A 24,006-nucleotide genomic window follows, 5' to 3' on the forward strand; every position below is an offset into this window, starting at 1 on the left:
GCGACGGCGATCGGTCCTCCGGGACCGGGATCGGGGCATGTTCGCCATACCTGCAGGTCAGGGCGGGATTCAGGGACGGATCGGCGTCGGCGGCAGCACGGTCGGCCGACGGGCTTCGGTGACCAGCGGTGACCCGTCGGGCACGAGATCTCCCCAACCTGTGCACATCCCTGGGGACAACTTCTCGACGAGTCGACGCGGATCACCGACCGGCCACCGGCAGCTACCGCCCCGGACGAGGGCTCCGGGGGTGTCGACTTCTTTCCACGGCTGTGGACAACCCAGTGGGAAACAACTCCGACGTCCTCCGGACGACACCGCGGCCAACAACTTCGTCGTCCTCCGGACGACACCGCGGCCAGGGCGATGGCTCCGAGCCAGCCGGGGACGGCACCCGTCGCGCCGAGTGGGCCCGGAGGGTCCGCGCAGGCGCGACTCAACGGCTCAGCGGGCTGGGGGACGGCAATTGGAGGCGGCGCGGTCCGGAGGACCGCAGTGTCATTGCCTTGCGCGGCTCTTGATGCGGGCCGTGAGCTCGGTGACCTGCGTGTAGGTCGCCCGCCGCTCGCTCATCAGGTTGGTGATCTTCTTGACCGCGTGCATGACGGTCGTGTGGTCCTTGCCGCCGAAGGATGCACCGATCCGCGGCAGCGACAGCTCGGTCAGCTCGCGGCAGAGGTACATCGCGATCTGGCGCGCGTTGACGAGCGTCCGGCTGCGGTTGGAGCCCTGGAGCTCCTCCATCGTCACCGAGAAGTACTCCGCGGTGGCGGCCATGATGATCGCCGCGGTGATCTGCGGCCCCTGCTCGTCGCTGATCAGGTCCTTGAGCACCAGCTCGGCCAGCGGCAGGTCGACCTGCTGCTTGTTGAGGCTGGCAAACGCGGTCACGCGGATCAGCGCGCCCTCGAGCTCCCGGATGTTGGTCTGCACCTTGCTGGCGATGAACTCCAGGACGGCGTCGGGGACCTGCAGCCGCTCGCCCCACGCCTTCTTGCGCAGGATGGCGATGCGGGTCTCGAGATCGGGCGCCTGGACGTCGGTGATCAGACCCCACTCGAACCGGGTGCGCAGCCTGTCCTCCAGCGTCGTCAGCTTCTTCGGCGCACGGTCGGAGGTGATGACGATCTGCTTGCTGGCGTTGTGCAGCGTGTTGAACGTGTGGAAGAACTCCTCCTGCGTGCGCTCGGCCCGCTCGAGGAACTGGATGTCGTCGATCAGCAGGAAGTCGATGTCCCGGTAGCGACGGCGGAAGTCCTCGGCCCGGCCGGAGTGCACGAGATTGATGAACTCGTTGGTGAACTCCTCGGTGCTGACGTAGCGCACCTTCACGTTCGGGAACATCCGCGCCGCGTAGTGCCCGATCGCGTGCAACAGGTGGGTCTTGCCCAGGCCGGACTCGCCGTAGATGAACAAGGGGTTGTAGGCGCGGGCCGGTGCCTCGGCCACGGCCACCGCCGCGGCATGGGCGAACCGGTTGCTGTTGCCGATGACGAAACTGTCGAAGACGTACTTGGGGTTCAACCCGGGGTCCAGGCCGGCCGGGCGGCCGGAGTCGGGACGGCGACCCCGCCCTGCCCCGCCGGCGGGAGAACCACGCCGGTCCCCGCCGGCCGGACCGTCGAGGTCGAAGGGCAGGACGTCGGCGGATCGACCGTCGCCGGCCCCGCCCCAGTCACGGCTCGGCTCCGAGCCCCACGTCGTGGTGGCCCAGTCCTCCGGGGCGCCACGGTCGACCGGCGCCCGGTCGGCCGGGCGGAGCTCGCGCACCTCGGAGTCGGCGCGCACCGGTCGCTCGTCGGAGCCGTCCCGGTCCCAGGGCGCGGACCCGACCACATCGGTCCGGACGCCGAAGGCGCTCCGGCCGTCGTCGGCGCGGTCGCGGCTGGCGCGGTCCTCCTCGGCGCGCTGCACCTCGGCCGCCGTCCACGGTCGCCGGGTGGGTTCCTCGTCGCGCGGCTCCGACCGGGGCTCGGCCGGTGCGTCCTCCAGCTGGACGGCGACGCGGATGTCGCGGCCGAACTGCTCGGACAGCGCCTCGGCGAGCACCCGGCGCATGCGGGACTCCAGCACGGTCTGGGTGAACTCGTTGGGAGCGGCGAGGACGGCGGTGTCCTCGACCAGACCCAGTGGGCGGGTCAGGTTGAGCATCGCGTTCTGCTGAGGGGACAGGCTCGTCGCCAGCCGCTCGCGGATCTGGTCCCAGACGGTCGCCAGGTCCAGCGTGGCATCGGCCATGCCGTTTCTTCCTCCCCATCGGTGTCGACCCCGGTGCCCGTCCGTCCTCCGGCGTCCTCGGCACCTCTCGGCGCCCCGGTGGTCCCCTGGTGGGACCAGCCGCTGTGGATGCGCTGACGCATGTGTTCCACACCGGTGTCCACAGGCTGTGCACGGTCGACGACAGCTGCTGCCGGATCGCCCGCCGGATCCGGTGCCGATCGGCATCGCTGCAGGTCGAGGGCCGGTTGTGACGGAAGAACAGACGGTTCGATGGTCGGCTGACCGACGGGGTCGGCCCACGCGCCGTGACCCTGACGTCCGACGCGGAGCGACGGCGACGCTAACAGCCCCATCCACAGCCCGGCAACGCTCGGGCGGCCCGCCCGGGCGCGTCGGCTTCGGCGTGCCGCCACCACCGGAGGCCGCCCCGGGTGGACCATCGATGGTCGGGATGCGCCCGGTCTCCGGCCTCGGCGCTTCCTCGGTTATGCTGGCTGGAGTCTGTGGACGGTTCCGGCCGCCTCCTCCACCCTCGCGGTACGGCCGTGCAGGTGGGGAGCGGGGTGTGCCGTTCCGCAGTGACCAGCTTCCGGGGTCGTCGGGATGCGGCACGTCGCCGTCCTTCCTGACCCCCCGCGCGCGTCCGCCCACCGGCGGGTGCGCACCGCCGATGCCGTGTAGTGGGAGTACCTCGTGAGCAAGCGCACGTTCCAGCCGAACAACCGCCGACGGTCGAAGACCCACGGCTTCCGGCTGCGGATGCGGACCCGCGCGGGCCGGGCGATCCTCGCCGGTCGTCGGCGCAAGGGTCGCGAGAAGCTCTCCGCCTGACGTGCTGCCCGCGCAGGCACGCCTGCGCCGGCGTCCGGAGTTCACCGCGGTCGTCCGGTCCGGCAGGCGCGCCGGGCGGCCGACCATGGTGCTCCATTACCTCTCCGAACGGCCCGAGCAGGCCGCCGGTTCTCGGACGTCGCGGGCGGCGACAGGCGGTAACCCTGTGTCCCCCGACGCGGCCCCGCCCGGCGCCCGGGCAGGTTTCGTCGTCGGCAAGGCCGTCGGCAACTCGGTGGTCCGCCACCGCGTGACCCGGCGGCTGCGAGCCGTGGTGCGCGAGGAGCTGCACCGGCTCCCCCCGACCGCCGACCTCGTCGTCCGGGCGCGACCGGAGGCCGGAACCGCGACGTCCGAGCTGTTGCGCCGTGACCTGGTGTCCGGCCTGGACCGCCTGCTGGGCGAGCGGGTCCGGCACCGATGATGCGGCGCGCCCTCCTCGCGGCCATCCGCTTCTACTCGCGGGCGATCAGTCCGGCCCTGCCGCCGCGGTGCCGCTTCTACCCGACCTGCAGCGCCTATGCCGCCGAGGCCGTGGAGCGGCACGGGGCAGCGCGCGGAACCTGGCTCGCGCTGCGTCGGCTGGCGAAGTGCGCGCCGTGGCATCCCGGCGGGGTGGACTTCGTGCCCGGCGCTCGCGAGTCGTCCGGAACCGCAGAGGTCAGCCACTCGTCGAGCACTGCAGAGTCGCCAGCGCCGGTACACGGCGGCGGACTCTCAGCCGCCCGCCGTCCCCATCCAGCCGCCCCGCCGGACCTCCGCCGGGCGAACGAGGAGTCCTCCGTTGCTTGACTGGCTGTACACCGCCATCTCCTGGGTGATGGCGCGGTGGCACTCGCTGTGGGACATGGTCTTCGGCAATCCGCCGGCCGAGACGGCGCTGGGTGGGCTGTCGTGGGTGCTGGCGATCGTCTTCCTCGTCGTGACGATCCGGGTGATCCTCTTCCCGCTGTTCGTGAAGCAGATCAAGTCGCAGCGGGCGATGCAGGAGCTCCAGCCGGAGCTCGCCAAGCTGCGCAAGCAGTACGGCAGCGACCGGCAGGGGATGGCGGTGGCCCAGCAGGCGCTCATGAAGGAGCGCAACGTCAACCCCCTGGCCGGGTGCTTGCCGATCCTGCCGCAGATCCCGGTGTTCTTCGCGCTGTTCCACGTCCTGCGCCGGCTCGCCCCGGACAAGGAGGGGCTCTACAGCTGGTCGGACGAGCTCACCGACCAGGCGGCCCGCGCTCAGCTCTTCGGTGCGCCGATCTCTGCGTCGTTCAACATGGACGGCGCCAAGGAAGCCGCGATCCTCGACATCGAGGGCGTCACCTACACGAACATCTACATCGTCGCGTTCGTGCTGATCGTGATCATGTGCTTCACGACGTACTACACGCAGAAGCAGATCATGAAGCGCTCCGGCCCGGTCGAGGGCCAGGCGGCGATGGTGCAGAAGATCCTGCTGTACGTCATGCCGGCCGGTCTGTTCGTCTCGGGCTTCCTCTTCCCGATCGGCGTCCTCCTCTACTGGTTCACCAACAACCTGTGGACGCTGGGCCAGCAGTTCTTCATCCTGCGCAAGATGCCCCCGCCCGGATCCGACGCCGCCAAGGCCAAGGCCGCTGCCGAGAAGCCGGTCATCGACCCGAAGACGCTCGCGCCCAAGCCCGGCGCCAAGCCGGTCCGCCCCAAGAGCGGCCGGCCGGCCACCCCGCCGGCTGCCGACGCGGCTCCCGCGGCTCCGGACGCCCCGTCGGCCGACGGCGGCTCGGGTAACGGACAGCCGCCAGGGAAGCAGTCGCCCGGGGGCGCCACCAAGGCCGGCCAGTCGCCGCCGAACCGGGGTAAGCGCAAGCGCCGCTGACCGGCCCCGGCGTCCTGACCGACGCCCTCGACCACCGGGTTCGCCCGGCCGCCCGCACCGACCTGGGAGGAACCCCGTGAGTGCCCCGCAGCAGCCCGAGTCCACGCTGACCGCCGAAGCGACCAGTGACGCCGTCCTGAGCCCTCCGGGGGCGGACGCGGCGTCCGCCGACCCGGCCCTCCCCGACGCGGACGCCGCCAGCGACGACGCCGTCGTGGAGCCCGTGGCCGGCGGGACGGATGAGGCTGATGAGGATGACGACGAGGACGGCGCCGACCTGTTGGTCCGCGAGGGCGACGTGGCCGGCGACTATCTCGAGCGCCTCCTGGACATCCTCGACAAGGACGGCGACATCGACCTCGACGTCGAGGGCGACCGTGCCTCGGTCGCCATCGTCGGCGGCAAGCTGACCGACCTGATCGGGCCCGACGGTGCGACCCTCGAGGCGCTCCAGGAGCTCACCCGCCTCGCCGTGGCTCAGTCCACCGGCGTGCGCAGCCGGCTCATGCTCGACATCGGCGAGTTCCGGGCGAGGCGTCGGGCCGACCTCACGGCGCTGGCCGGGGACACCGCGCGCCGTGTCGCCGCCAGCGGTCAGCCGGAGCGGCTGTCCCCGATGAACCCGTTCGAGCGCAAGGTCGTCCACGACGTCATCGCCTCGGTCTCGGGCGTGTACAGCGAGTCCGAGGGCGAGGAGCCGAACCGTCGTGTCGTGGTCCTGCCCGACAAGTGACCGTTCAGTGAGCCAGCCGGCGTGCTCACATGGGCGCAGCAGCGTTCGGGAAGGCAGGCGACGGGCGCCGGCGCGGAGTCGGCGTGAGTGAGCCTGCCTCGCTCGCCGGCGACGGCGCGCCACCCACCCCGGCGGTCGCCGAGCGGGTGTTCGGTCCTGCCCTGCACCTGGCGGAGCGGTACGTCGGGCACCTGGCGGCCGACGGCGTCGTCCGCGGGCTGATCGGCCCGCGCGAGGTACCGCGCCTGTGGGAGCGACACGTGCTCAACAGCGCCGCGGTGGCCGAGGCGGTGCCGCAGCGTGCGCGCGTCGTCGACGTCGGCAGCGGTGCGGGCCTGCCGGGCATCCCCCTCGGACTGGCCCGGCCGGACGTCGTCCTCACGCTGGTGGAGCCCATGGCGCGGCGGGTGGAGTTCCTCGACCAGACCCTGGGCGAGCTGAACACGCTGGCCGGGCCCGGCGGGCTCCCGTGGCGGGTGGTGCGCGGCCGCGCCGAGGAACGCTCCGTCGTGACCGCGGTCGGAGTGGTCGACGTCGTGACCGCCCGAGCGGTCGCTCCCCTACCGCGCCTGGTCGGCTGGTGCCGTGGGCTGATGCGGCCCGGCGCCCAACTGATCGCACTGGTCGGCGCCCGAGCGCTGGAGGAGCTGCCGAGGATGCGACCGGAACTGGAGGCGGCGGGCATGCGGGACATACATCCGCGGGCCGTCGGTGCGGACCTCGGGGGTGCTGCCACTACCGTGGTGGTCATGACACGCGGAGCACGGTGACGGCACCCTCGCACCGAGCGTCCGTGCGCTGTTCCACGTGGAACAGGCACCGGCCCCGCGTGAAACGGCGTTCCACGTGAAACGGCTGTGCACATGAAGAAGGCATGGAGGAAGGACCCGCGATGACCGACCCGGGCGAACGGCTGCGCAGCAGCCTCGCTGCCGACCAGTCGTCCTCCTCGTCCTCCGGCGGTGTCGTGGACTTCGACAGCCCGATCGCGATGGAGGCGCTCAGAGCCACGCGCGTGCTGCACGCGGCCGACCAGGATCCCTTCCCGGTGCCGAGCCGGATCCGCGTCATCACGATCGCCAATCAGAAGGGCGGCGTGGGCAAGACGACGTCCACGGTCAACCTCGGGGTGGCCCTGGCGCTCTACGGGCTGCGCACGCTGGTCATCGATCTCGACCCGCAGGGCAACGCCAGCACCGCCCTCGGCGTCGAGCACACCGTGGGCACCCCCTCGGTCTACGACGCCCTCGTCGGCGACAACTCCCTGGCCGAGGTCGTCCATCCGACGACGGCGAGTCCGAAGCTGCTCTGCGTGCCGGCCACGATCGACCTGGCCGGCGCCGAGATCGAGCTGGTCTCCGTCGTGGCCCGCGAGCACCGCCTGCGCCGGGCGATCGAGGCCTACGTCCACGAGCTGCCGCCCGACCAGCGTCCGCACTACGTGCTCATCGACTGCCCCCCCTCGCTCGGCCTGCTCACCCTCAACGCGCTCGTGGCCGGGGACGAGGTCCTCATCCCCATCCAGTGCGAGTACTACGCGCTGGAGGGGCTGGGGCAGTTGCTCAACAACATCGACCTGGTCCGGCAGCACCTGAACCCCGGGATCTCGGTCCGGACCATCCTGCTGACCATGTACGACGGGCGGACCAAGCTGGCCGACCAGGTGGCCGACGAGGTCCGCAACCATTTCGGCGACCTGGTCCTCCCGGCGGTGATCCCTCGCAACGTCCGGGTGTCCGAGGCGCCGGGGTACGGGCAGTCGGTGCTCACCTACGACCCCGGCTCCCGGGGCTCGACGAGCTATGTCGAGGCCGCCCGCCAGCTCGCCGAGCGCGGTGTCGACCTTCCTCCGCTCGAACGCTCGGGGATGGCCGGGGCCACCGTCGCTCCTCCGGTCGCCGCCCAGCAGGCGGTCAGTGCGCAGGACAGTCAGTGAGCAACCCACGGGTGAGCGGAGAGCGGTCATGACGAAGCGTGGCGGTCTGGGCCGGGGCCTGGCGGCCCTCATCCCCACCAGCGCGCCGGAGGCGGAGCGTCCGTCCCCCGCGCCCGCTCCGTCGGAGCCGGCCGGTCCCGCTGTCGCGCTGGTGCCGCCGCCCGCCGCCGCCGAGCCGGCCGAGACGCCGGCCACTCCCGTCACCGTCCCGGCCTTCGGCACGCCGGTCTCCCCGGTGACACCTCCGTCGGAGGGCGCGATCGGCGTCCCCGGTGCGCAACTGCGCGAGGTGGCGGTGACCTCCGTCGTCCCGAACCCGAAGCAGCCGCGCCAGGTCTTCGACGACGAGGCGCTGGAGGAGCTCACCCACAGCGTCAAGGAGTTCGGGCTGCTGCAGCCGATCGTCGTCCGGGAGACTCCCCAGGAGGACGGCGGGGTCGCCTACGAGCTGATCATGGGCGAGCGCCGGCTGCGGGCCGCGCGGGCGGCCGGCCTGGAGACCGTCCCCGCCATCGTCCGCGACACCACGGACGACGCGATGCTGCGGGACGCCCTCCTGGAGAACATCCATCGCGTCCAGCTCAACCCGCTGGAGGAGGCCGCTGCCTACCAGCAGCTCCTCGAGGAGTTCGGCGCCACCCACGAGGAGCTCGCCAGCCGGATCGGCCGGAGCCGCTCGCAGGTCACCAACACCATCCGGCTGATGAAGCTGCCGGTGAAGGTGCAGACTCGCGTCGCCGCCGGGGTCATCTCCGCCGGGCACGCCCGGGCGCTGCTCGGGCTCGCGGACGCCGAGGCCCAGGACGCGCTCGCCACCCGCATCGTGGCCGAGGGCATGTCGGTCCGGGCCACCGAGGAAGCGGTGGCGACGGCTGCCGCCGAGCGGCCCGCCGCCAAGCGCCGGGCCCGCAACATCTCCGCCCCCGGCGTCGAGGAACTCGGATCCCGGCTCTCCGACCGGTTCGAGACCAGGGTCAAGATCCAGATCGGCCGCTCGAAGGGGAAGATCGTCGTCGAGTTCGGCTCGGTCGACGATCTGCAACGGATCATCGGCGTCATGGCTCCGGAGATCACCGGGCGCCGTCCGGAGGTCTGAGCCGCCCTCCCAGTGATGTGTCCGGGGTTACGTCACGGACGAATCGTCGGCGCGAGGTTGATCAGGTTCCCTGATCAACAAGGGTCCTCCCTCACCGTCGACGGTGAGGGAGCACCACAAACGATCAGGGAACCTGATCACCGACCGGAACGGGGTCAGCGAAGGATGCCGGCCCGGCGAACGAGCAGGCCGGCGAGGACCTCGCCCAGCTCCAAGCCGGCGGCCTCCACCGACATCGGGAACATCGAGGTCTCGGTGAGGCCCGGAGAGACGTTCACCTCGAGGAAGTGCACCTCGCCGTCCGGGGAGACGATCGCGTCGGTCCGGGACAGGTCGGCCAGGCCGAGCGCCTGGTGGACCGTCACGGCCAGCGCGGCGGCACGCTCGGCGACGTCGTCCGCCACCCGGGCCGGCGCGTGGTACTCGGTGAGGCCGGGGGTGTACCTCGCGGTGTAGTCGAAGACCCCGGAGGCCGGGGCGATCTCGACCGCCGGCAGCGCCTGCGGCCCCTCCCCCAGATCGACGACGGAGATCGCCAGCTCGACGCCGTCGACGTAGCGCTCGACCATGACCGTGTCGCCGTAGGCGAAGCAGCTGACCATCGCCGCGGGCAGCTCCTCGACGTTGCTCACCTTCTGCACGCCGAGGGCGGAACCGCCCGAGGCCGGCTTCACGATCAGCGGCAGGCCGAGCCGGGCCACCATGAGGTCGAGGACCGCGCCGGCGCCCAGCTCCCGGAAGGTGCTGTGCGGCAGCGCCACCCAGTCCGGCGTCGCGGCACCGGCAGCCCGCACCACGGACTTGGCCGCCGGCTTGTCCCACGCCAGCCGGCAGGCGGCGGCCGGCGAACCGACGTAGGCGACGCCGGCCAGGTCCAGGACGGCCCGCAGGGCGCCGTCCTCCCCCGTGGCGCCGTGCAGGGCGATGAAGACGGCGTCGGCCGGGGCGGCCGCCAGGCCCGGGAGCAGGTCGGCGTCCGCGTCGCGGATCTCGGCGTCGACCCCGGCCCTGACCAGCTCTTCCCACACCTGGGTCCCCGACGAGAGACTGACCTCGCGCTCGAAGGTCAGGCCTCCACTGAGGACGACGGCGCGCAGGCCCGAGGGACCGGCGGCATCGGATTCGGGGGAAGTGGCCGTCGACTCCGTCATGCCCGTCCGTCCTCGTAGGTATCGCTGTTGGCGGGCCCGACGATCGTCTCGGCGTCGTGGCCGGACTTGATCGCCCGGAACGTACCGGTGTCGACGGGGTCGAACGTGGAATGCAGGTCGAGCTCGGCCTCGATGACGCGGGCCAGCCGGCGCACGCCCTCGCGGATCTGGTCGGGCTCGGGATAGCAGTAGGACAGCCGCATGTACTCCCGGCCGTTGCCGTCGGCGAAGAAACCGATGCCGGGCACGTAGGCCACGTGCGCGTTGACCGCGCGGGGCTGCATGAGCTTGGCGTCCAGCCCCGGCGGCAGCTTGAGCCAGACGTAGAAGCCGCCGTCGGGCCGGGTCCACGCGGTGCCCGCGGGCATGAGCGCGGCCAGCGACTCCAGGGTGGCGTCCCGGCGCTCGCGGTAGAGCTCGGTGAACAGCTTGATCTGCTCGCGCCAGGGCTGGGTGTCCAGGTACCGGGCGACGGCGTACTGCGTCAGCGACGGCGGGCAGAGCACCTGCGCCTCGGTGGCCAGCACGAGCTTCTCCCGGACGGCGAGCGGTGCGAGCACCCAACCCACCCGCAGACCCGGTGAGAACGTCTTGGAGAAGGAGCCGAGGTAGATGACCCGCTGGTTGTTGCGGGCCCGCAGCGCACGCAACGGTTCGTGCTCGAATCCGAGCAGACCGTAGGGGTTGTCCTCGATGACGAGCAGGTCGAACTGCTCGGCGAGCGCCATGATCGCCTCGCGGCGCGGCTCCGACAGCGTGACGCCCGCCGGGTTGTGGAAGTTCGGCACCGTGTAGAGGAACTTCACGCGGTCGCCGTTGGCGCGGCAGTCGATGAGCGCTTCTTCCAGCGCCTCCGGGATCAGCCCGTGGTCATCCATCGCGACGTGCCGGACCCGGGCCTGGGCGGCCTGGAAGACGCCCAGGGCGCCGACATAGGAGGGACCCTCGGCCAGGATCACGTCACCGGGGTCGATGAAGACGCGGGTCACCAGGTCCAGGCCCTGCTGGGAGCCGACGGTGACGACGACCTCGCTGGGCGAGGCATCGGTGATGCCCTCCAGGGCCATGACGTCGCAGATCCGCTCGCGCAGCCGTGGGTCGCCCTGACCCGACCCGTACTGCAGGGTCTGCGCGCCCATGCCGGAGACGAGCTCGCCGATCATCGAGCCCACCGCGTCCAGCGGGAGGGCGGTGACCGCAGGCATGCCGCCCGCCAGGGAGACGACCTCCGGTCGGCTCACGACGGAGAAGAGTGCCCGGATCTCCGAGCTCTTCATGCCGTGCGTGCGTGCTGCGTACCGGTCGGCCAGGGGATCGAGCCGCGGATGCCGCGGGACGACGTGGGGATGCGCACCGTGCGTCAGGTGCGTTCCCGGCTGACCGGGACCGGCGGGTGAGCCGGGCGGGGTGGTGGGCACCTTCCGAGTGTAAGGACGGAACCTAGGCGGGCGAGCGTGCCGCCCGGATCAACTGGACTGCACCGGGCCGTCGGCCCGAGTGGGCCCCGGAGGGGTCCGCGCAGGGACGACTCAGCGGCTCAACGCATCGAGGGAACGGCACCTGGCCGCGGTGCGATCCGGAGGATCGCATTGTCACAGCTCAGATCACGGAGCCGGCAGCACGAAGGTGCCCGTGGGCGGATCTGCTTCTGCGGGCAGGTAGAGGCGCTGGACGGCGGCGAGGACAGCGGAGGCGATGGCGCTGCGGACGCGGGCGTCGAGGAGCAGCAGCCGGTCGACCGGGTGGGAGAGGTAGCCGCAGTCCAGGCGGACCGCCGGCATCCGGGTCATCCGCAGGAGGTCCCACGTCTTGGGGTGCGAGCCGAGGTCGAGCATGCCGGTGCGGGCGAGGACCTCACGGCGGGCCAGGTTGGCGAACTGCTCGCCGACGGTGGACGAGGGGCCGGAACCCGTGCCGTAGTAGTAGCTGGCCACCCCGCGCGCGTGCTCGGAGCTGTGCGCGTCGAGGTGCAGGGCGATGAACAGGTCGGCGCGGGCGTCGTTCGCGAACGCGGTGCGCTCGGCCGGCGACGGGTTCTGGTGCCGGCCGCGGGTGAGGTAGACCGTCGCGCCGGCTGCGGCGAGCCGGCCCTCGATGCGCGAGGCGAGGTCGAAGACCAGGTCGGACTCGGTGGTCTCCCCCTCGGTGCAGCCGGCGTCCTCGCCGCCGTGCCCCGGATCGACCACGATGCGCCGGCCGATCAGGTGCGGCCCGCTCTCGACGAGGGAGGCGCTCTGCCGGAGGAGCTGCGGCCGCCCGCCGGTGACCTTGCGGCCCAACTGGCGGAGGGCACGCAGGGTGGCCGGGCCGCAGGTGCCGTCGGCGGTGAGACCGTAGTCGCGCTGGAAGGCGCGGAGACCGGTCTCGGTCTCGGCGCCGAACACCCCGTCGACCGGGCCGGCGTCGTAGCCGAGCTCGTGCACCCGCTCCTGCAGGCTGATCACGTCGTCCCCGCGGACCGGCCGCTCGGGGTCGTAGCGCAGCAGCCGGTCACCCAGTGACCAGCGGGCCTCGTTCAGCGCCCGGTAGGTCTCCTCGCCCACGCGCCCGTCCACGGACAGGCCACGGTTCTGCTGGAAATGCCGGACCGCCAGTTCCGTCGCGTCGTCGAAGACCGCGGAGTCGAGCGCGACGTCGGGGAGCGTGGCCATGGCCTGCGGGGGGCGGGGAGTGGCGGCGCCGTCTCCGTCGGGCAGCAGGCCCAGGCTGCGGAGCGCCGTCTGTACGTCCGCGACGGCGGCCCCTCGGTCCCCGAGCCTCAGGATCTGCATACGGCTGTCGGTTCCCATCACAGCTCCGCTGGGGAACTCGAAAACTCCGCCGTTCTCGTCATCGTGCCCCGATTGTCGTCCCTGTCGGACGGCGCGGCCCATCGGGGGCCACTCCAACGGCGTCGGGCCCATCCGTCCGGGTGGACGAATGGGCCCGACGGTCACGCTCTGGAACGGCCACCCTTCAGGGGCCCGCGCCGAGCGTGCGAGAGAAAGGACCTCGTCCTCCTCACCCCTCGCAACTTGCGGCGAGCCTCGGGACGAGGCCTAGAGGTAGTCGGCGAGGTCGTTGAGGATCGCGCCCTTGGGCTTGGCGCCGATGATGCTCTTCACCGGCTTGCCACCCTGGAAGACCGTCATGGTCGGGATCGACATGACCTGGTAGTCGCGGGCGATCTGCGGGTTCTCGTCGATGTTGAGCTTGGCGATGGTCAGCTTGTCGCCGTGCTCGGCGGCGATCTCCTCGAGGACGGGGGCGACCATCTTGCAGGGGCCGCACCACTCCGCCCAGAAGTCCACGAGCACGGGCTTGTCGCTGCCCAGCACGTCGCTGGCGAAGCTGGTGTCGGTGACCGTCACGGTGTTGCCTGCCATCGGTCGTTCTCCCTCTCGTTCGCTTGCTCGAAGTCCTGTGGGGTCAACCCGCAGGTGGGTGGTTGTATGCCCGCTCAGCGCTCGTCGAACGTCTCGGCGAGCCAGCGCTCGGCGTCGATCGCCGCGGCCGCGCCGGTGCCGGCCGAGGTGATGGCCTGCCGGTAGATGTGGTCGACGACGTCACCGCAGGCGAACACACCGTCGATGTTGGTGCGGGTGCTGGGGTGCTCGACCTGGATGTACCCCGCGTCGTCCAGCTTGAGCTGGCCGGCGAACAGTTCGCTGCGTGGGTCGTGCCCGATCGCGACGAACAGGCCGCTGACCGGCAGCGTCTCGGTGCTGCCGTTCTCGACGTCGCTGATCTGGACGCCGTCCACGGTGCTGTCACCGAGGACGTCGGTGACCTGCTTGCCCAGCGCCCAGCGGATCTTCTCGTTGTCCTGCGCCCGCTTCACCATGATCTTGGAGGCACGGAGCTCGTTGCGCCGGTGGACGACGGTGACGCTCTTGGCGAAGCGGGTGAGGAAGGTGGCCTCCTCCATCGCCGAGTCACCGCCACCGACCACGACGATGTCCTGGTCGCGGAAGAAGAAGCCGTCACAGGTCGCGCACGCCGAGACGCCGCGGCCCAGCAGGCGCTGCTCGTTCTCCAGCCCCAGGTACCGGTACTTGGACCCGGTGGCGACGATGACGGCGTGGGCGCGGTGGACCTCGCTGCCGACCTTGACGATCTTGGGCTCGGCGGTGAGGTCGACCTCGGTGACGTCGCGCGGCTCCAGCTGGGCGCCGAACTTCTCGGCCTGGGTTCGCATGTCGTCCATGAGCTGCGGACCCTGGATGCCCTCCGGGAAACCGGGGAAGTTCTCCACCTCGGTGGTGGTCATCAGCGCGCCGCCGAACTGCGAGCCCTCGAACACCAACGGGTGGAGGTTCGCTCGGGCGGCGTACGTGGCCGCGGTGTACCCGGCCGGTCCGGACCCGATGATGATCAGGTCGCGGATGCCGTCGTGCTCGGCGGGCGGGATCACGGGGTTCTCGATCTCGCCCGTCGTCACGGCGGGACCGGGGGTTGGGGAGTCAGTCACGGGCGGCACAACGAGGATCGTAGGGGGAGCATTCCCCACGGCCGGCGTCCAGAGGCTCGCCCGTCCCGGGGAGGACGGCGTCCTCCTTCAGCCGGCCGCCTGGACGGTGACCTCGGCGATGTCGGCCGAGAAGCCGCCCTCGCTGGGCACCAGGCCGGTGAACCAGACCAGCACGTACTGCCCGGTGACCGGCTCCTCGAAGACGAGCTGCGTCTCCTCCTGCAGCTCACCTGCGGCGGCGACGTCGAAGGCGTCGACGCTCCCGCCCGCCGAGTCGGCGGTGCGGATCTCGACGGTGGCGCCGGGCGAGGTGCTGGTGACCGTGACCGCCCCGAGTTCCTGGGCGGAGCCCAGGTCGAGCAGCAGGCCTACGCCGTCCTTGAGGTTGCCGAAGGCCGGTGAGCCCCGGTACTCGTAGGTCGACCAGGATGTCGCGGGGTCGCCGTCGAAGGCGAGCGGCACGTCGTCGGGATGGTCGGGGTCACCGTCGCCCTGGGGGTCGAACACGTCGCCGCCGACGATCGGAACGGCCGCGCCCGCCTCGACGGGGGAGCCGGTCTCCGAGCCCTGCGCGGGGGCACTCACCGACGGGGTCGAGCCAGGCGTCTCGTCCACCTCACCGGCCACCGAGATGACGCCCTTGCCGAACCACCACGCCAGCGCCACCACCACGAGCAGGGCGAGCAGTGGCAGGCCGAAGACCACGAGGCGGTGCCGCGTGGCCCCGTCCTCGTCGATGTCGTTCTCCCCGGTGAGGGGTTCCTCGTACCGGCCGTCGTATCCGTCGTACCCGTCGTCGAGCACGTCGAGCGGCTCGTCGTCGAAGCGAGTGGGCGGGGAAGGGAATGCCGACCCGGCGTAGGCACCGGCGGCCGGGGTGACGGAACCGGCCGCGATCGTGTCACCGCCGAGGGCACCGGGAGGGACGGCGGTGCCGGTGACCGGTCGCACCGGCGGGACCGGGGGCAGTGTCTGCGGGTTCAGGCGGACCGGCTCGCCGTCGGGCGCCACCTGGGGGCGCGCGGGCGCGTCGGGGTGGTCGGAGGCCTGATCGGGCCGGCGATCGCGCAGGCGACGCAACCAGCCGCTGTCGGTCTCCTCGGCCCGGGCCGCCGCCGACATCGGGCCCGAGCGGGAGCGCTCGGCCAGCAGCGAGGCCATGGCGGCCACGCTGGACAGACCCTGGCCGGGCTCGGTCGACCGGGCCCGGCGCACCAGCGCGACGAGGTCCGACGGTCCGGTGAGCCGACGCTGTCCGGGCTGAGCCGGGTCGAGGCCGGTCAGGCACGCCTCCAGCAGCGCGCCCAGCGCGGCGATGTCGCCGTCGATGGTCCCGGTGGCGGCGGGAACCGCTCGCAGGCCCACCAGCCCGTTGGGGCGCAGCACGACGTTGTCCGGGGTGAGCCCACCGACGGCGAGGCCGACCCGGTGCGCCTCGGCCACGCCCTCGGCCAGGCGGCGCAGCACGGTCCGGACCTCCCGGTCGGGCATGGGCCCGCGGGTGAGGCGCTCGGCCAGGGTCTCGCCGTCGATCCACTCGTTGACGACGTAGGCGGCGCTGCCGGCCGCCCCCCCACCCACGGTGTCGCCGCCCGGCCCACCCCCGATGCCTTCGGAGGCGTCGTAGACCATCGCCAGGGCGGGAGTGGCCAGCCCGCCGGCGGTGAGGGCGCGGCTGATCCACGCGTGCGCGGCCTGGCCGGCCGGGGTGTGCACCCGGATGGCCACGTCGCGGTTGAGGACGCGGTCCTTGGCCCGCCAGCACTGGATGACGCCCGTCGGCGTCGGCTCGTCGGCGCCGATCTGGTCGAGCGGCCGGTAGCGGTCGGGAAGGCCGGTGGTCGTCGATGTCATCGACACTGTCGACCCCCTGTCCTGTTGCGGCCGCCGGCGCGTGCGCTCCGACGGTGGCGACGCATCCCCCGAGGGATCGGTCATCCGCGCCCCTTCCGTTCCCTGAGCGCTGCCAGGGGCTCCCGGATCTCGGGGACGCGGGCGATCACGAGACCTGCGAGAGCCACGCCGCCGATGACCACGGTACCGACCAGGACCGTCACGAGCGACCCTCCCGGGGACGTGCCGACGAGGTCGTCGGTCACGTTCCGGACAAGCAAGCCCACGGCGCCGGCGACGACGGACACGGCGGTCACGCGCAGCAGTGGACCGAACGTCGCGCGCGTCCGCAGGCCGCCCAGCCGGCGGCGCAGGGCCACGTCACCGATCACCCAGCCCGCCACGTAGGTGATGCTCGTGACGAGCATCAGTCCGGCGACGACGTCCTCCGGCTCGACGACGGCGGGCACGAGCAGCAGCAGGGGAACGCGGACGGCGACCATGCCCAGCTGGATGAACGTCGGCGTCCGGGCGTCCTTCATCGCGTAGAAGACCCGCAGCTGCAGCAGCGTCACGGCCATCGGCAGCAGCCCGAACGCGCCGATCGCCAGCGCCGTGCCGATCCCCTCGGCCTGCTCCGCCGTCGTGTTCCCGCGGGCGAAGGCCAGGACGCCGAGGGGCGCGCCGAGCACGGCCAGCAGCGCGGTGACCGGGAGCAGCCCGACGGCGGAGAGCCGGGTCCCCAGGGAGAGGTCCTCGATGACGGCGGGGGAGTCGTGCCGGGCGGCCGCCCGGCTCATCCGCGGCAGCAGGGCCGTGAGCAGCGCGACGCCGATGATCCCGTAGGGCATCTGGAACAGCAGGCTGGCGTTGGCGAAGGCCAGCGAGCCCAGTCCACCCTCGCGCCCGGCCTCGTTGGCGATCCGCATGGCGACGGCGACCCCGATCGCACTGACCGCCGAGTACGCGATCACCCAGAGTCCCAGCGTGCCGGCCTCTCGGAGGCCGGTGTTCCGGAGCCCCCAGCGGGGGCGGAGCGGCACGCCCACCCCCCGCAGCAGGGGAAGCAGCACCAGGGCCTGCACGGCGATCCCGAGCGTGGTCCCGATGCCGAGCAGCCATACCTGGCCGGGCGTGATGGTGACCGGGGTGAGTGCGCCCGGACCGCTCGCGGCCAGGAAGAGCAGGCCGGTCGCGATCACGACGACGTTGTTGAGCACCGGTGCCCACGCGGGTGGTCCGAAGACACCCCGGGAGTTGAGGATCGCCTGGGCCAGGGCGCCGATCCCGTAGAAGACGATCTCGATCAGCAGGATGCGGGCCAGCCAGTTGGCCAGTTCCACCTGCTGCGGGTTGTCGACGATGCCGTAGAGCCGGGTCAGCAGCGGGGCTGCCAGGACGGCCAGCGCGGTCACCACGACGAGCCCGCTGATGGCGAGCGTGCTCAGCCGCTGCGCGTACGCGGTGCCGCCGTCCCGGTCGCGTTCCTGGGCGTGCACCAGCAGCGGGACGACGACGGACGCGAGCACGCCGCCGAGCAGCAGCTCGTAGACGATGTTCGGCAGCGTGTTCGCGGTGTTGTAGGCGTCCCCGACAAGGTTCACGCCCAGCGCCGCGACGAGCACCATGGTCCGCAGCAGGCCGGTGATGCGGGAGACCAGCGTGGCGACCGCCATCGTGCCGGCGGCGCGCAGGATCCCGCCGGCCGCGCCGGCCGTACCTTCCCGCTCGTCGGCCTCCTCCTCGGTCTCGGCCACCGGTCCGCGCGGAACGGGCGGCAGGACCGTGATCACCTGGGTGTGGCTGTCGTCGGCGGCCGGCACCCAGCGGTTGCGCAGCGGCGGCAACGGCGGCACGGGAGGCCGCGGTGGGGCGGGCGGTCGCGAGGTGACCGGCGGCAGGAGCGGCGGTGATTCCGGCGGTGATTCCGGCGGTGGTTCCGGCGTCAGGGCACGGGATGCCGGATCCGCGAACGGCGCCGAGGGCGGAGGCGCGGCCCGGTAGGGCGGCGGCGGGAGGGCCGTGCCACCGGCGCGGCGCGAGCGGGCCGGCGGAGGAACCGGTGGCCGGCCGGCGCGGACGTCGTCGGCGCGGCGTTCACGCTCCGGGGCGTCCGGGCGCTCGTCCTCCGGGCCTGCCCTCACACCGGGCTCCGGTTGGGCGACGGCTGCAGCGCGGCGCCCTCGGGACCGCCGGCAGCTCCGCCGTCCGCCGCCGCGCGGCGCCGCCGCAGCACGAACGTGACCAGCCGGCGCAGGAAGAGCAGGCCGAGCAGTGCCGCCGCCCCGATGGTGATGATCAGCGAGATCGACCCGTACGCCGTGCTCTTGACCTGGAGGGAGATCTCCTCGCCGAGGGGACGCCCGCCCGGCGTCGTCAGCTGGGCGCGGACGGCGAACCCGCCGGCCTGCCGCACCTCGGTGGGCACCTGGATGGTGGAGCGCTGACCGGGAGCCAGGATCTGCGGCTCGATCTCGCCGATGGACAGTCCGCGGCTGCCACGGGTGCGGACGTCGAGCAGCACCTGGACGGTCATCGGGAGGTCGTTGCGCACGGTGAGCACGAGCGGGGCGTCGCTGGAGCCGAGACTGTAGGTCCCGTCGGCCGGTGCCAGCAGGGTCACCTGGCTGCCCAGCCGGTCCAGCGTCGTGCGCAGGGCCGCCGCCACCTCCCGGAAGTCCTCGGGTTCGTCCCGTCGCGTGGCCGAGGCCGCGCGCGAGATCGCCGCGTCGTAGCTGCGCAGGGCGATCTCGTCGTCGCCGACGACGGCGCCGGCCAGTTCCTCGCGGATCGCGGTGGCGGCCACGACGTCGGCCAGACCGGCGGGGTCGAGGGCGGGACCGTCCGTCGCGTCCAGCAGGTCCCCGGCGGGCGCCGGGGCGGTCGCGGACAGCTCGGCGAGCGTGGCCGCGCGCAGCCACGGCAGGCTCGCGGTGTCGGCCATCATCGCCCCGGCACCCTCGGGACCGGCGTCCACCTCGCGCGGTGGCGCGACCAGGACGGTCTGCTCGGTGCCGGCCGGGGCCTGGGTGTTCAGGACCGCGAGCTCGGCCAGGTAGCGCTGCTCGGCCATACGGGCTCCACCCGCGGCCTGCTCGGCCGCGCCCACGAGCCCGGAGAGGGTGGAGTCGGCGACCAGGGCGTCCAGCGGTCCGACCGTGGTGGCGACGGTGGTCCGTGCGGCGGCGGTGGTGTCCGCGAGACCGGCCGCGTCATCGCCGTCGGACAGCCCGCCCGATCCCAGGACGACCGTTCCGACGCCTCCGGCCTGGAGGACGGGCACGGTGTCGGGGCGCAGCGAGCCGCCGGCTGCCCACAGGAGGTCGGTGCGCGGTTCCACGTCGAGGGCGTCGGCGAGGATCGCCGCCCCGGCGCCGTCCCCCGATTCGTCGGTGTCCGGAGCCGAGGCCGGCGCACCGTCGGCGGTGGCTGCGGCGCCGTCCTCGCGCAGGGTGCTGCCCGGCGGATCCTGGGCGGTGCCCTCGGGGGTGCCGGGAAGGCTGCGGGTGAGGACGGCGGGCACCCCGGCGCCGGTGAGGGCGTCGGCGTCGGCGTCCCCGTAGGGCAGGGCGACGACCGGGTGGACGGCGGCGACCTCGCGCAGCCGCTCGATGAACGCCGCGGCCTCCTCCGTGCCCGTGCCCGGCCGGCCGTCGACTTCGTAGGGCCCCGCCGCCATGAGCTGGAGCTCCTCGACGAGGGCCGGGTCGATCGCCAGGGCCACCTGGAGTGCCGGCGCGACCGGCGTCCCGTCCCCGTTCACCCCGCCAGGGAGCCGCTCGATCACCGCCAGTGCCCGGTCGAGCCGTCCGCCGCTGCTGACCGACTCCGCGAGCCCGTCGTCCCGGAAGCCGCCGGAGGCGGTGCGGTGCGAGGACTCGACGATGGGCCACAGCCAGGCGACGGCGGTCCGGGCGGTGGGCGCGGCGGACTGCTGGACGACGTAGGTGGACAGCTCGCCCACCCTGCGCTGCTCCAGGCGGTCGACTGCGCCGTTGACGTTGATCAGCACCGGATAGGCGCCGTCCTCGGTGAGCCGCAGCTCCTCGGAGGGCACGGTGTAGCTGAAGGCGAGCTCCTCGCCGGGCGCGAGCTGGCCCGGCACGGGCTGGAACGGCGCCAGCACGGCGGTCGCCGGATCGGGATCCCGCTGGTCGGCGGCCAGCTCGGCGCGGGTGGTGAGCACGTCCCCGCGCTGCAGTCGCATGCTGAGATCGGTGATGGTCGTCGACCCGGTGTTGGTGAGCGCCCCGGTGACGGTGACCGGCGAGCCGGGGGTGATGGTGCGCGGCTCGAAGCGGCCGACCTCGATGCTGACCGGCCGGTCGGGATCGGTCGCGTCCTCCTCCGCAGCGGCCGGGGTCCCCGGGGCGACCGGGGTCTCCGGGGCGGCCAGCACGGGCATCGGGACCGGAGCGGCTCCGGCGGATGCCGCCGGCCCCCCGAGCACACCGAGACCGAGCGCCGTGGCGAACAAGGGGGCGACGATGGCGTGCGGCAGCGCCGTCCGGGTCATCGTCCCTCCTCGCTGACGCTCGTCGGCCCTCCGACCCGGAGCCGGGCTCTGCCTATCGTGACCTCGCAAGCTCGGTCAGGCGCTGTCGGCCAGCAGCGCGGGTGCCCGCTCGACCAGTGCGCGTTCGTCGGCGTAGGCCAGGCGGCCGCTCAGCTCCTCCAGGGGCACCCAGGCGACCTCCGTCACCTCGACGTCGGCGTCGGAGAGCGCGCCGCCGATGGCGCGGAGCAGGAAGTGGTGCACGGTCTTGTGCACCCGGCGGCCGTCGGCGACGAACCAGAAGTCGATGATCCCCAGCGGAGCGACGACCTCACCGATGATCCCGGTCTCCTCCGCCACCTCGCGGACGGCGGTGTCCTCGGGCGTCTCGCCGGCCTCGATGTGCCCCTTGGGCAGCGACCACAGCAACCGGCCACGGCGGTCGGTCCGGCCGATCAGGGCGGCGCGCGGCCCGGTCACCCCGTCGTCGGCCACCACCAGGCCCCCGGCAGAGGTCTCGTCGACCCGGCGGAGCCGGCGGCCGGGGCGCCCACGCCCGCCCGTCCCAGCCATGCCAGGAGGGTAGCGCGAGTCCGGCGACAGCCCCGGGAGCATCGCAGCGAGGAACGAGTGAGGAGCGGACCGGGGCGCGGAGCCGGACCGGTGCCGTAGCCGTGGACGGTTCCGCGAACATCGCATGCGCTGATGATCAGGTCACCTGGTCATTCTGGGTCCTCCCTCACCGTCGACAGTGCGGGAGGACCCGGAACGCTGAGGTAGGACGGCGGTCAGGCGGACTGGCGTACGGAGCCGGACCAGCGGCGCATCGCCGTCGCACTACTCTGGCTGGTCGTGTCCGCCACCCCTTCGAGTCCTCCTGACCTGCCACCGGTCCCGGCGGCCGTGCAGGAGACCGTGCGGGAGCTCGTCGACCTCTCCCCCGTCCTCGCCGACATCGGGGTGCGCTTCACCGCCGCCGGGTTCGAGGTCCACCTCGTGGGCGGCTCGGTGCGCGACGCGCTGCTGGCGGCGGGCTCGAGCGGGTCGCGGATCCCCGGCGACCTGGACCTCACCACCGACGCGCGCCCCGAGCAGATCCTGGAGCTGCTGTCGGGCTGGGCCGGTTCCACGTGGAACACCGGGATCGCCTTCGGCACGGTGGGCGCCGAGATCCGGGGCGTGCGCGTGGAGATCACCACGTTCCGGGCCGATCGCTACGACCGTGAGTCCCGCAATCCCGAGGTCGCCTGGGGCGGGTCCCTCGTCGACGACCTCGTCCGGCGCGACTTCACGGTCAACGCCATGGCTGTCTCCCTCGGGCCCGATCGGACGGTCACCGACCCCTTCGGCGGGCTGGGGGACCTGCTGGCCGGGCGGCTGCGCACCCCCGGCTCCGCGGCGGACTCCTTCGCCGACGACCCGCTCCGCATGCTGCGGGCGGTGCGGTTCGTCGCCCAGCTGGGGCTCACGCCGGTCGACGAGGTGGTCGAGGCGATGACCGCGATGTCCGGTGAGCTGGCCCGGATCACCCCGGAGCGGGTGCAGGCCGAGCTCTCCAAGACGATGCTGCAGGACGCCCCCCGGGCGGCGTTGCAGCTCTTCGTCGCGACCGGCCTGGCCGACGTGGTGCTGCCGGAGCTGTCGGCCCTCCGGATGGAGATCGACGAGCACCACCAGCACAAGGACGTCTACACCCACTCGCTGACCGTGCTCGACCAGGCGATCGCGCTGGAGAAGGCGGATGCAGAGGCGCAGTCCCCGGATCTCGTCCTGCGCCTGGCGGCGCTGCTGCACGACATCGGCAAGCCGGCCACCCGCCGGCACGAGCCGCGGGGGCGCGTCTCCTTCCACCACCACGAGGTCGTCGGCGCCAAGCTGGTGCGCAAACGGCTGACCGCGCTGCGGTACCCGAAGGAGGTCGTCGAGGCGGTCGCCCGGCTGACCTTCCTGCACCTGCGCTTCCACGGGTACGGGACCGGGGAGTGGACCGACTCCGCCGTCCGCCGGTACGTCACCGACGCCGGTGACCTGCTGCCCCGCCTGCACAAGCTGGTCCGCTCCGACTCGACGACCCGCAACCGGAAGCGAGCGGCGGTGCTGTCGGCCACCTACGACTCCCTGGAGCAGCGGATCCGCGAGATCTCCGAGCAGGAGGACCTGGCTCGCGTGCGGCCGGATCTCGACGGGAACGCGATCATGCAGCTCCTCGGGATCGGCCCCGGTCCGGAGGTGGGCGAGGCCTGGCGTTTCCTCAAGGACCTCCGCCTGGAGCGTGGTCCGCTCGACCCGGACGAGGCCGAGGCCGCGCTCCTCGAGTGGTGGGCGAACCGGCAGGCGTGAGCCCTCGCGTGCCGGACTCCAGGACCGGCCGGTCCGTGCCGACAATCGGACCGTGGACCCGTTCGACCCTGCCGAGCGCGACCCGGTGAGCGGCGACGGTCCGAGCCCGCCGAGCGGCCGGGTGCCGCAGTGGGTCCTGGACGAGGCCGCGGGTCTGCGCGTGGAGCCCATGCCGTGGCGCAGTCCCGGCCCGCCGCCCCCTCCTCCGCGGCGCCGCGGTCGCAGGACGCTGCGCGCGCTGCTCGTCGTGCCGCTGGTCGTCCTCCTCAGCCTCACGGCCGCCGTCCTGGTGGGTCCCAGCACGTGGCCGTGGTCACCGGTGGACCCCGACGTCCCCGCGGCCGGTTCGACCGCCGTGCCCACGGCGACCCCGCCGACGCCCACCTCCCCGCCGGACCGCCCGACGGCCGGCCGGGAGGCCGCCCGTACCCCGCTGGGCACGCCGCCGCCCGCTCCGCCCGAGGGCGGGGCGCACGGCTTCATCGCCGTCCAGCCCGACGGCGTCACCCCCGTGGCCTACGACCCCTGCCGGCCCGTGCACTACGCGATCCGCCCGGACAACGCGCCCCCCGGTGGGGAGGAGGCGGTGCACGCGGCGTTCGCCCGGCTCGCGGAGGTGACGGGCCTGCGGTTCGTCCACGACGGCAGCAGCGCCGAGCCGAGCACCCTCGACCGGCGGATCTTCCAGCCGGAGACCTACGGGGACCGCTGGGCGCCGGTGCTCGTCGCCTGGGAGACCGAGGAGCAGAACCCCGCGCTGGTCGGGGACACCGTCGGTCAGGCCGGCAGTGTCGCAGTGTCCCTGGGCGACGGCCCGCAGGTCTTCGTGACGGGCACGGTGTCCCTCGACGCCGACCGGATGCCGGAGATCCTGGCCTTCCGCGGCGGTGCCCAGACCGCGCGGGCGATCATCCTGCACGAGCTCGGCCACCTCGTCGGGCTGGGCCACGTCGAGGACGACCAGCAGCTGATGTACCCCGAGGCGCGGCGCGAGGTCCCGGACTTCGCCCCGGGGGACCTGACCGGCCTGGCCGTCCTGGGCAGGGGGCCCTGCGTCCCCGAGCTCTGACCGGGG

Annotated in this window: 20 protein-coding genes; 10 read left to right on the forward strand and 10 right to left on the reverse strand. The window is 72.9% G+C overall.

All coding sequences use genetic code 11. From position 1 onward, the window contains the following. Positions 1-498: 498 nt before the first annotated feature. On the reverse strand, positions 499-2,238 hold the full coding sequence (gene dnaA, locus FHU33_RS00315) for a chromosomal replication initiator protein DnaA (protein WP_142023566.1): 1,740 nt from the start codon (positions 2,236-2,238) through the stop codon (positions 499-501). A gap of 675 nt (positions 2,239-2,913) precedes the next feature. Here dnaA and rpmH point away from each other — a divergent pair. The 8 genes from rpmH to FHU33_RS00355 all read left to right on the forward strand — a co-directional run bounded on the left by rpmH (position 2,914) and on the right by FHU33_RS00355 (position 8,662). After that, positions 2,914-3,051: a 50S ribosomal protein L34 gene (gene rpmH, locus FHU33_RS00320; RefSeq protein WP_040338882.1), complete on the forward strand. Its 138-nt coding sequence runs from the start codon at positions 2,914-2,916 to the stop codon at positions 3,049-3,051. Between the two features lies 1 nt (position 3,052). Then, positions 3,053-3,475, forward strand: coding sequence for a ribonuclease P protein component (gene rnpA / locus FHU33_RS00325; protein WP_142023567.1), 423 nt, complete (start codon positions 3,053-3,055; stop codon positions 3,473-3,475). Next, a complete protein-coding gene (yidD, locus tag FHU33_RS00330) occupies positions 3,475-3,843 on the forward strand; it encodes a membrane protein insertion efficiency factor YidD (RefSeq protein WP_142026856.1) in 369 nt (122 codons plus the stop codon). The genes rnpA and yidD overlap by 1 nt, the downstream gene beginning before the upstream one ends. After that, entirely contained in the window at positions 3,836-4,897 is a 1,062-nt protein-coding gene (gene yidC / locus FHU33_RS00335) for a membrane protein insertase YidC (RefSeq protein ID WP_142023568.1), read from the forward strand. Before yidD ends, yidC begins: the two co-directional genes overlap by 8 nt. Before the next feature lie 76 nt (positions 4,898-4,973). Further along, positions 4,974-5,630 carry a Jag family protein gene (locus FHU33_RS00340; protein WP_142023569.1) on the forward strand — a complete coding sequence of 219 codons (657 nt, stop codon included), beginning with the start codon at positions 4,974-4,976 and terminating at the stop codon, positions 5,628-5,630. An 83-nt stretch (positions 5,631-5,713) separates the two neighbouring features. Further along, the gene (locus FHU33_RS00345; protein ID WP_246063170.1) at positions 5,714-6,400 is read left to right on the forward strand and encodes a 16S rRNA (guanine(527)-N(7))-methyltransferase RsmG; all 687 of its coding nucleotides are present in this window, start codon (positions 5,714-5,716) and stop codon (positions 6,398-6,400) included. Between the two features lie 122 nt (positions 6,401-6,522). Next, positions 6,523-7,566, forward strand: coding sequence for a ParA family protein (locus FHU33_RS00350; protein ID WP_142023571.1), 1,044 nt, complete (start codon positions 6,523-6,525; stop codon positions 7,564-7,566). Between the two features lie 28 nt (positions 7,567-7,594). Then, on the forward strand, positions 7,595-8,662 hold the full coding sequence (locus FHU33_RS00355) for a ParB/RepB/Spo0J family partition protein (RefSeq protein WP_142023572.1): 1,068 nt from the start codon (positions 7,595-7,597) through the stop codon (positions 8,660-8,662). Positions 8,663-8,817: 155 nt separating this feature from the next. On the opposite strand, the gene FHU33_RS00360 is transcribed toward FHU33_RS00355, so the two are convergent. The 9 genes from FHU33_RS00360 to FHU33_RS00400 form a co-directional block, all read right to left on the reverse strand. Beyond that, on the reverse strand, positions 8,818-9,813 hold the full coding sequence (locus FHU33_RS00360) for a D-alanine--D-alanine ligase family protein (protein ID WP_142023573.1): 996 nt from the start codon (positions 9,811-9,813) through the stop codon (positions 8,818-8,820). Beyond that, entirely contained in the window at positions 9,810-11,231 is a 1,422-nt protein-coding gene (locus FHU33_RS00365) for an aminotransferase-like domain-containing protein (protein ID WP_246063171.1), read from the reverse strand. The genes FHU33_RS00360 and FHU33_RS00365 overlap by 4 nt, the downstream gene beginning before the upstream one ends. Positions 11,232-11,417: 186 nt before the next feature. Next, a complete protein-coding gene (locus tag FHU33_RS00370) occupies positions 11,418-12,602 on the reverse strand; it encodes an N-acetylmuramoyl-L-alanine amidase (RefSeq protein WP_246063172.1) in 1,185 nt (394 codons plus the stop codon). Positions 12,603-12,851: 249 nt separating this feature from the next. Further along, a complete protein-coding gene (gene trxA / locus FHU33_RS00375) occupies positions 12,852-13,178 on the reverse strand; it encodes a thioredoxin (RefSeq protein WP_097182926.1) in 327 nt (108 codons plus the stop codon). Between the two features lie 74 nt (positions 13,179-13,252). Then, positions 13,253-14,263: a thioredoxin-disulfide reductase gene (gene trxB / locus FHU33_RS00380; protein WP_246063173.1), complete on the reverse strand. Its 1,011-nt coding sequence runs from the start codon at positions 14,261-14,263 to the stop codon at positions 13,253-13,255. 87 nt (positions 14,264-14,350) lie between these two features. Continuing rightward, complete coding sequence (locus FHU33_RS00385; protein ID WP_142023575.1) at positions 14,351-16,117, reverse strand: hypothetical protein; 1,767 nt, start codon at positions 16,115-16,117, stop codon at positions 14,351-14,353. A gap of 80 nt (positions 16,118-16,197) precedes the next feature. Next, the gene (murJ, locus tag FHU33_RS00390; protein WP_246063174.1) at positions 16,198-17,952 is read right to left on the reverse strand and encodes a murein biosynthesis integral membrane protein MurJ; all 1,755 of its coding nucleotides are present in this window, start codon (positions 17,950-17,952) and stop codon (positions 16,198-16,200) included. 284 nt (positions 17,953-18,236) lie between these two features. Continuing rightward, positions 18,237-20,612, reverse strand: a complete 2,376-nt coding sequence (locus FHU33_RS00395; RefSeq protein WP_142023576.1) for a DUF6049 family protein — start codon at positions 20,610-20,612, stop codon at positions 18,237-18,239. A gap of 75 nt (positions 20,613-20,687) precedes the next feature. Further along, on the reverse strand, positions 20,688-21,164 hold the full coding sequence (locus FHU33_RS00400; protein ID WP_116452264.1) for an NUDIX hydrolase: 477 nt from the start codon (positions 21,162-21,164) through the stop codon (positions 20,688-20,690). 279 nt (positions 21,165-21,443) lie between these two features. Here FHU33_RS00400 and FHU33_RS00405 point away from each other — a divergent pair, with 279 nt between their 5' ends. Both FHU33_RS00405 and FHU33_RS00410 read left to right on the forward strand, forming a co-directional pair. Then, positions 21,444-22,931 (forward strand): CCA tRNA nucleotidyltransferase, encoded by a 1,488-nt coding sequence (locus tag FHU33_RS00405; protein WP_142023577.1) that lies wholly within the window; start codon positions 21,444-21,446, stop codon positions 22,929-22,931. Between the two features lie 52 nt (positions 22,932-22,983). Continuing rightward, a complete protein-coding gene (locus FHU33_RS00410; protein ID WP_246063175.1) occupies positions 22,984-24,000 on the forward strand; it encodes a matrixin family metalloprotease in 1,017 nt (338 codons plus the stop codon). The last annotated feature ends 6 nt before the right edge of the window (positions 24,001-24,006 follow it).

Source organism: Blastococcus colisei (assembly GCF_006717095.1).
Classification (GTDB): domain Bacteria; phylum Actinomycetota; class Actinomycetes; order Mycobacteriales; family Geodermatophilaceae; genus Blastococcus_B; species Blastococcus_B colisei.

Bases quoted from the DNA above. Each gene is read 5' to 3' on its own strand.
- FHU33_RS00355 (WP_142023572.1), top strand. From the start codon at position 7,595: ATGACGAAGCGTGGCGGTCTGGGCCGGGGCCTGGCGGCCCTCATCCCC.
- trxA (WP_097182926.1), bottom strand. From the start codon at position 13,178: ATGGCAGGCAACACCGTGACGGTCACCGACACCAGCTTCGCCAGCGAC.
- dnaA (WP_142023566.1), bottom strand. From the start codon at position 2,238: ATGGCCGATGCCACGCTGGACCTGGCGACCGTCTGGGACCAGATCCGC.
- FHU33_RS00385 (WP_142023575.1), bottom strand. From the start codon at position 16,117: ATGACATCGACGACCACCGGCCTTCCCGACCGCTACCGGCCGCTCGAC.
- FHU33_RS00370 (WP_246063172.1), bottom strand. From the start codon at position 12,602: ATGGGAACCGACAGCCGTATGCAGATCCTGAGGCTCGGGGACCGAGGG.
- FHU33_RS00400 (WP_116452264.1), bottom strand. From the start codon at position 21,164: ATGGCTGGGACGGGCGGGCGTGGGCGCCCCGGCCGCCGGCTCCGCCGG.
- FHU33_RS00350 (WP_142023571.1), top strand. From the start codon at position 6,523: ATGACCGACCCGGGCGAACGGCTGCGCAGCAGCCTCGCTGCCGACCAG.
- FHU33_RS00360 (WP_142023573.1), bottom strand. From the start codon at position 9,813: ATGACGGAGTCGACGGCCACTTCCCCCGAATCCGATGCCGCCGGTCCC.
- FHU33_RS00395 (WP_142023576.1), bottom strand. From the start codon at position 20,612: ATGACCCGGACGGCGCTGCCGCACGCCATCGTCGCCCCCTTGTTCGCC.
- yidD (WP_142026856.1), top strand. From the start codon at position 3,475: ATGCGGCGCGCCCTCCTCGCGGCCATCCGCTTCTACTCGCGGGCGATC.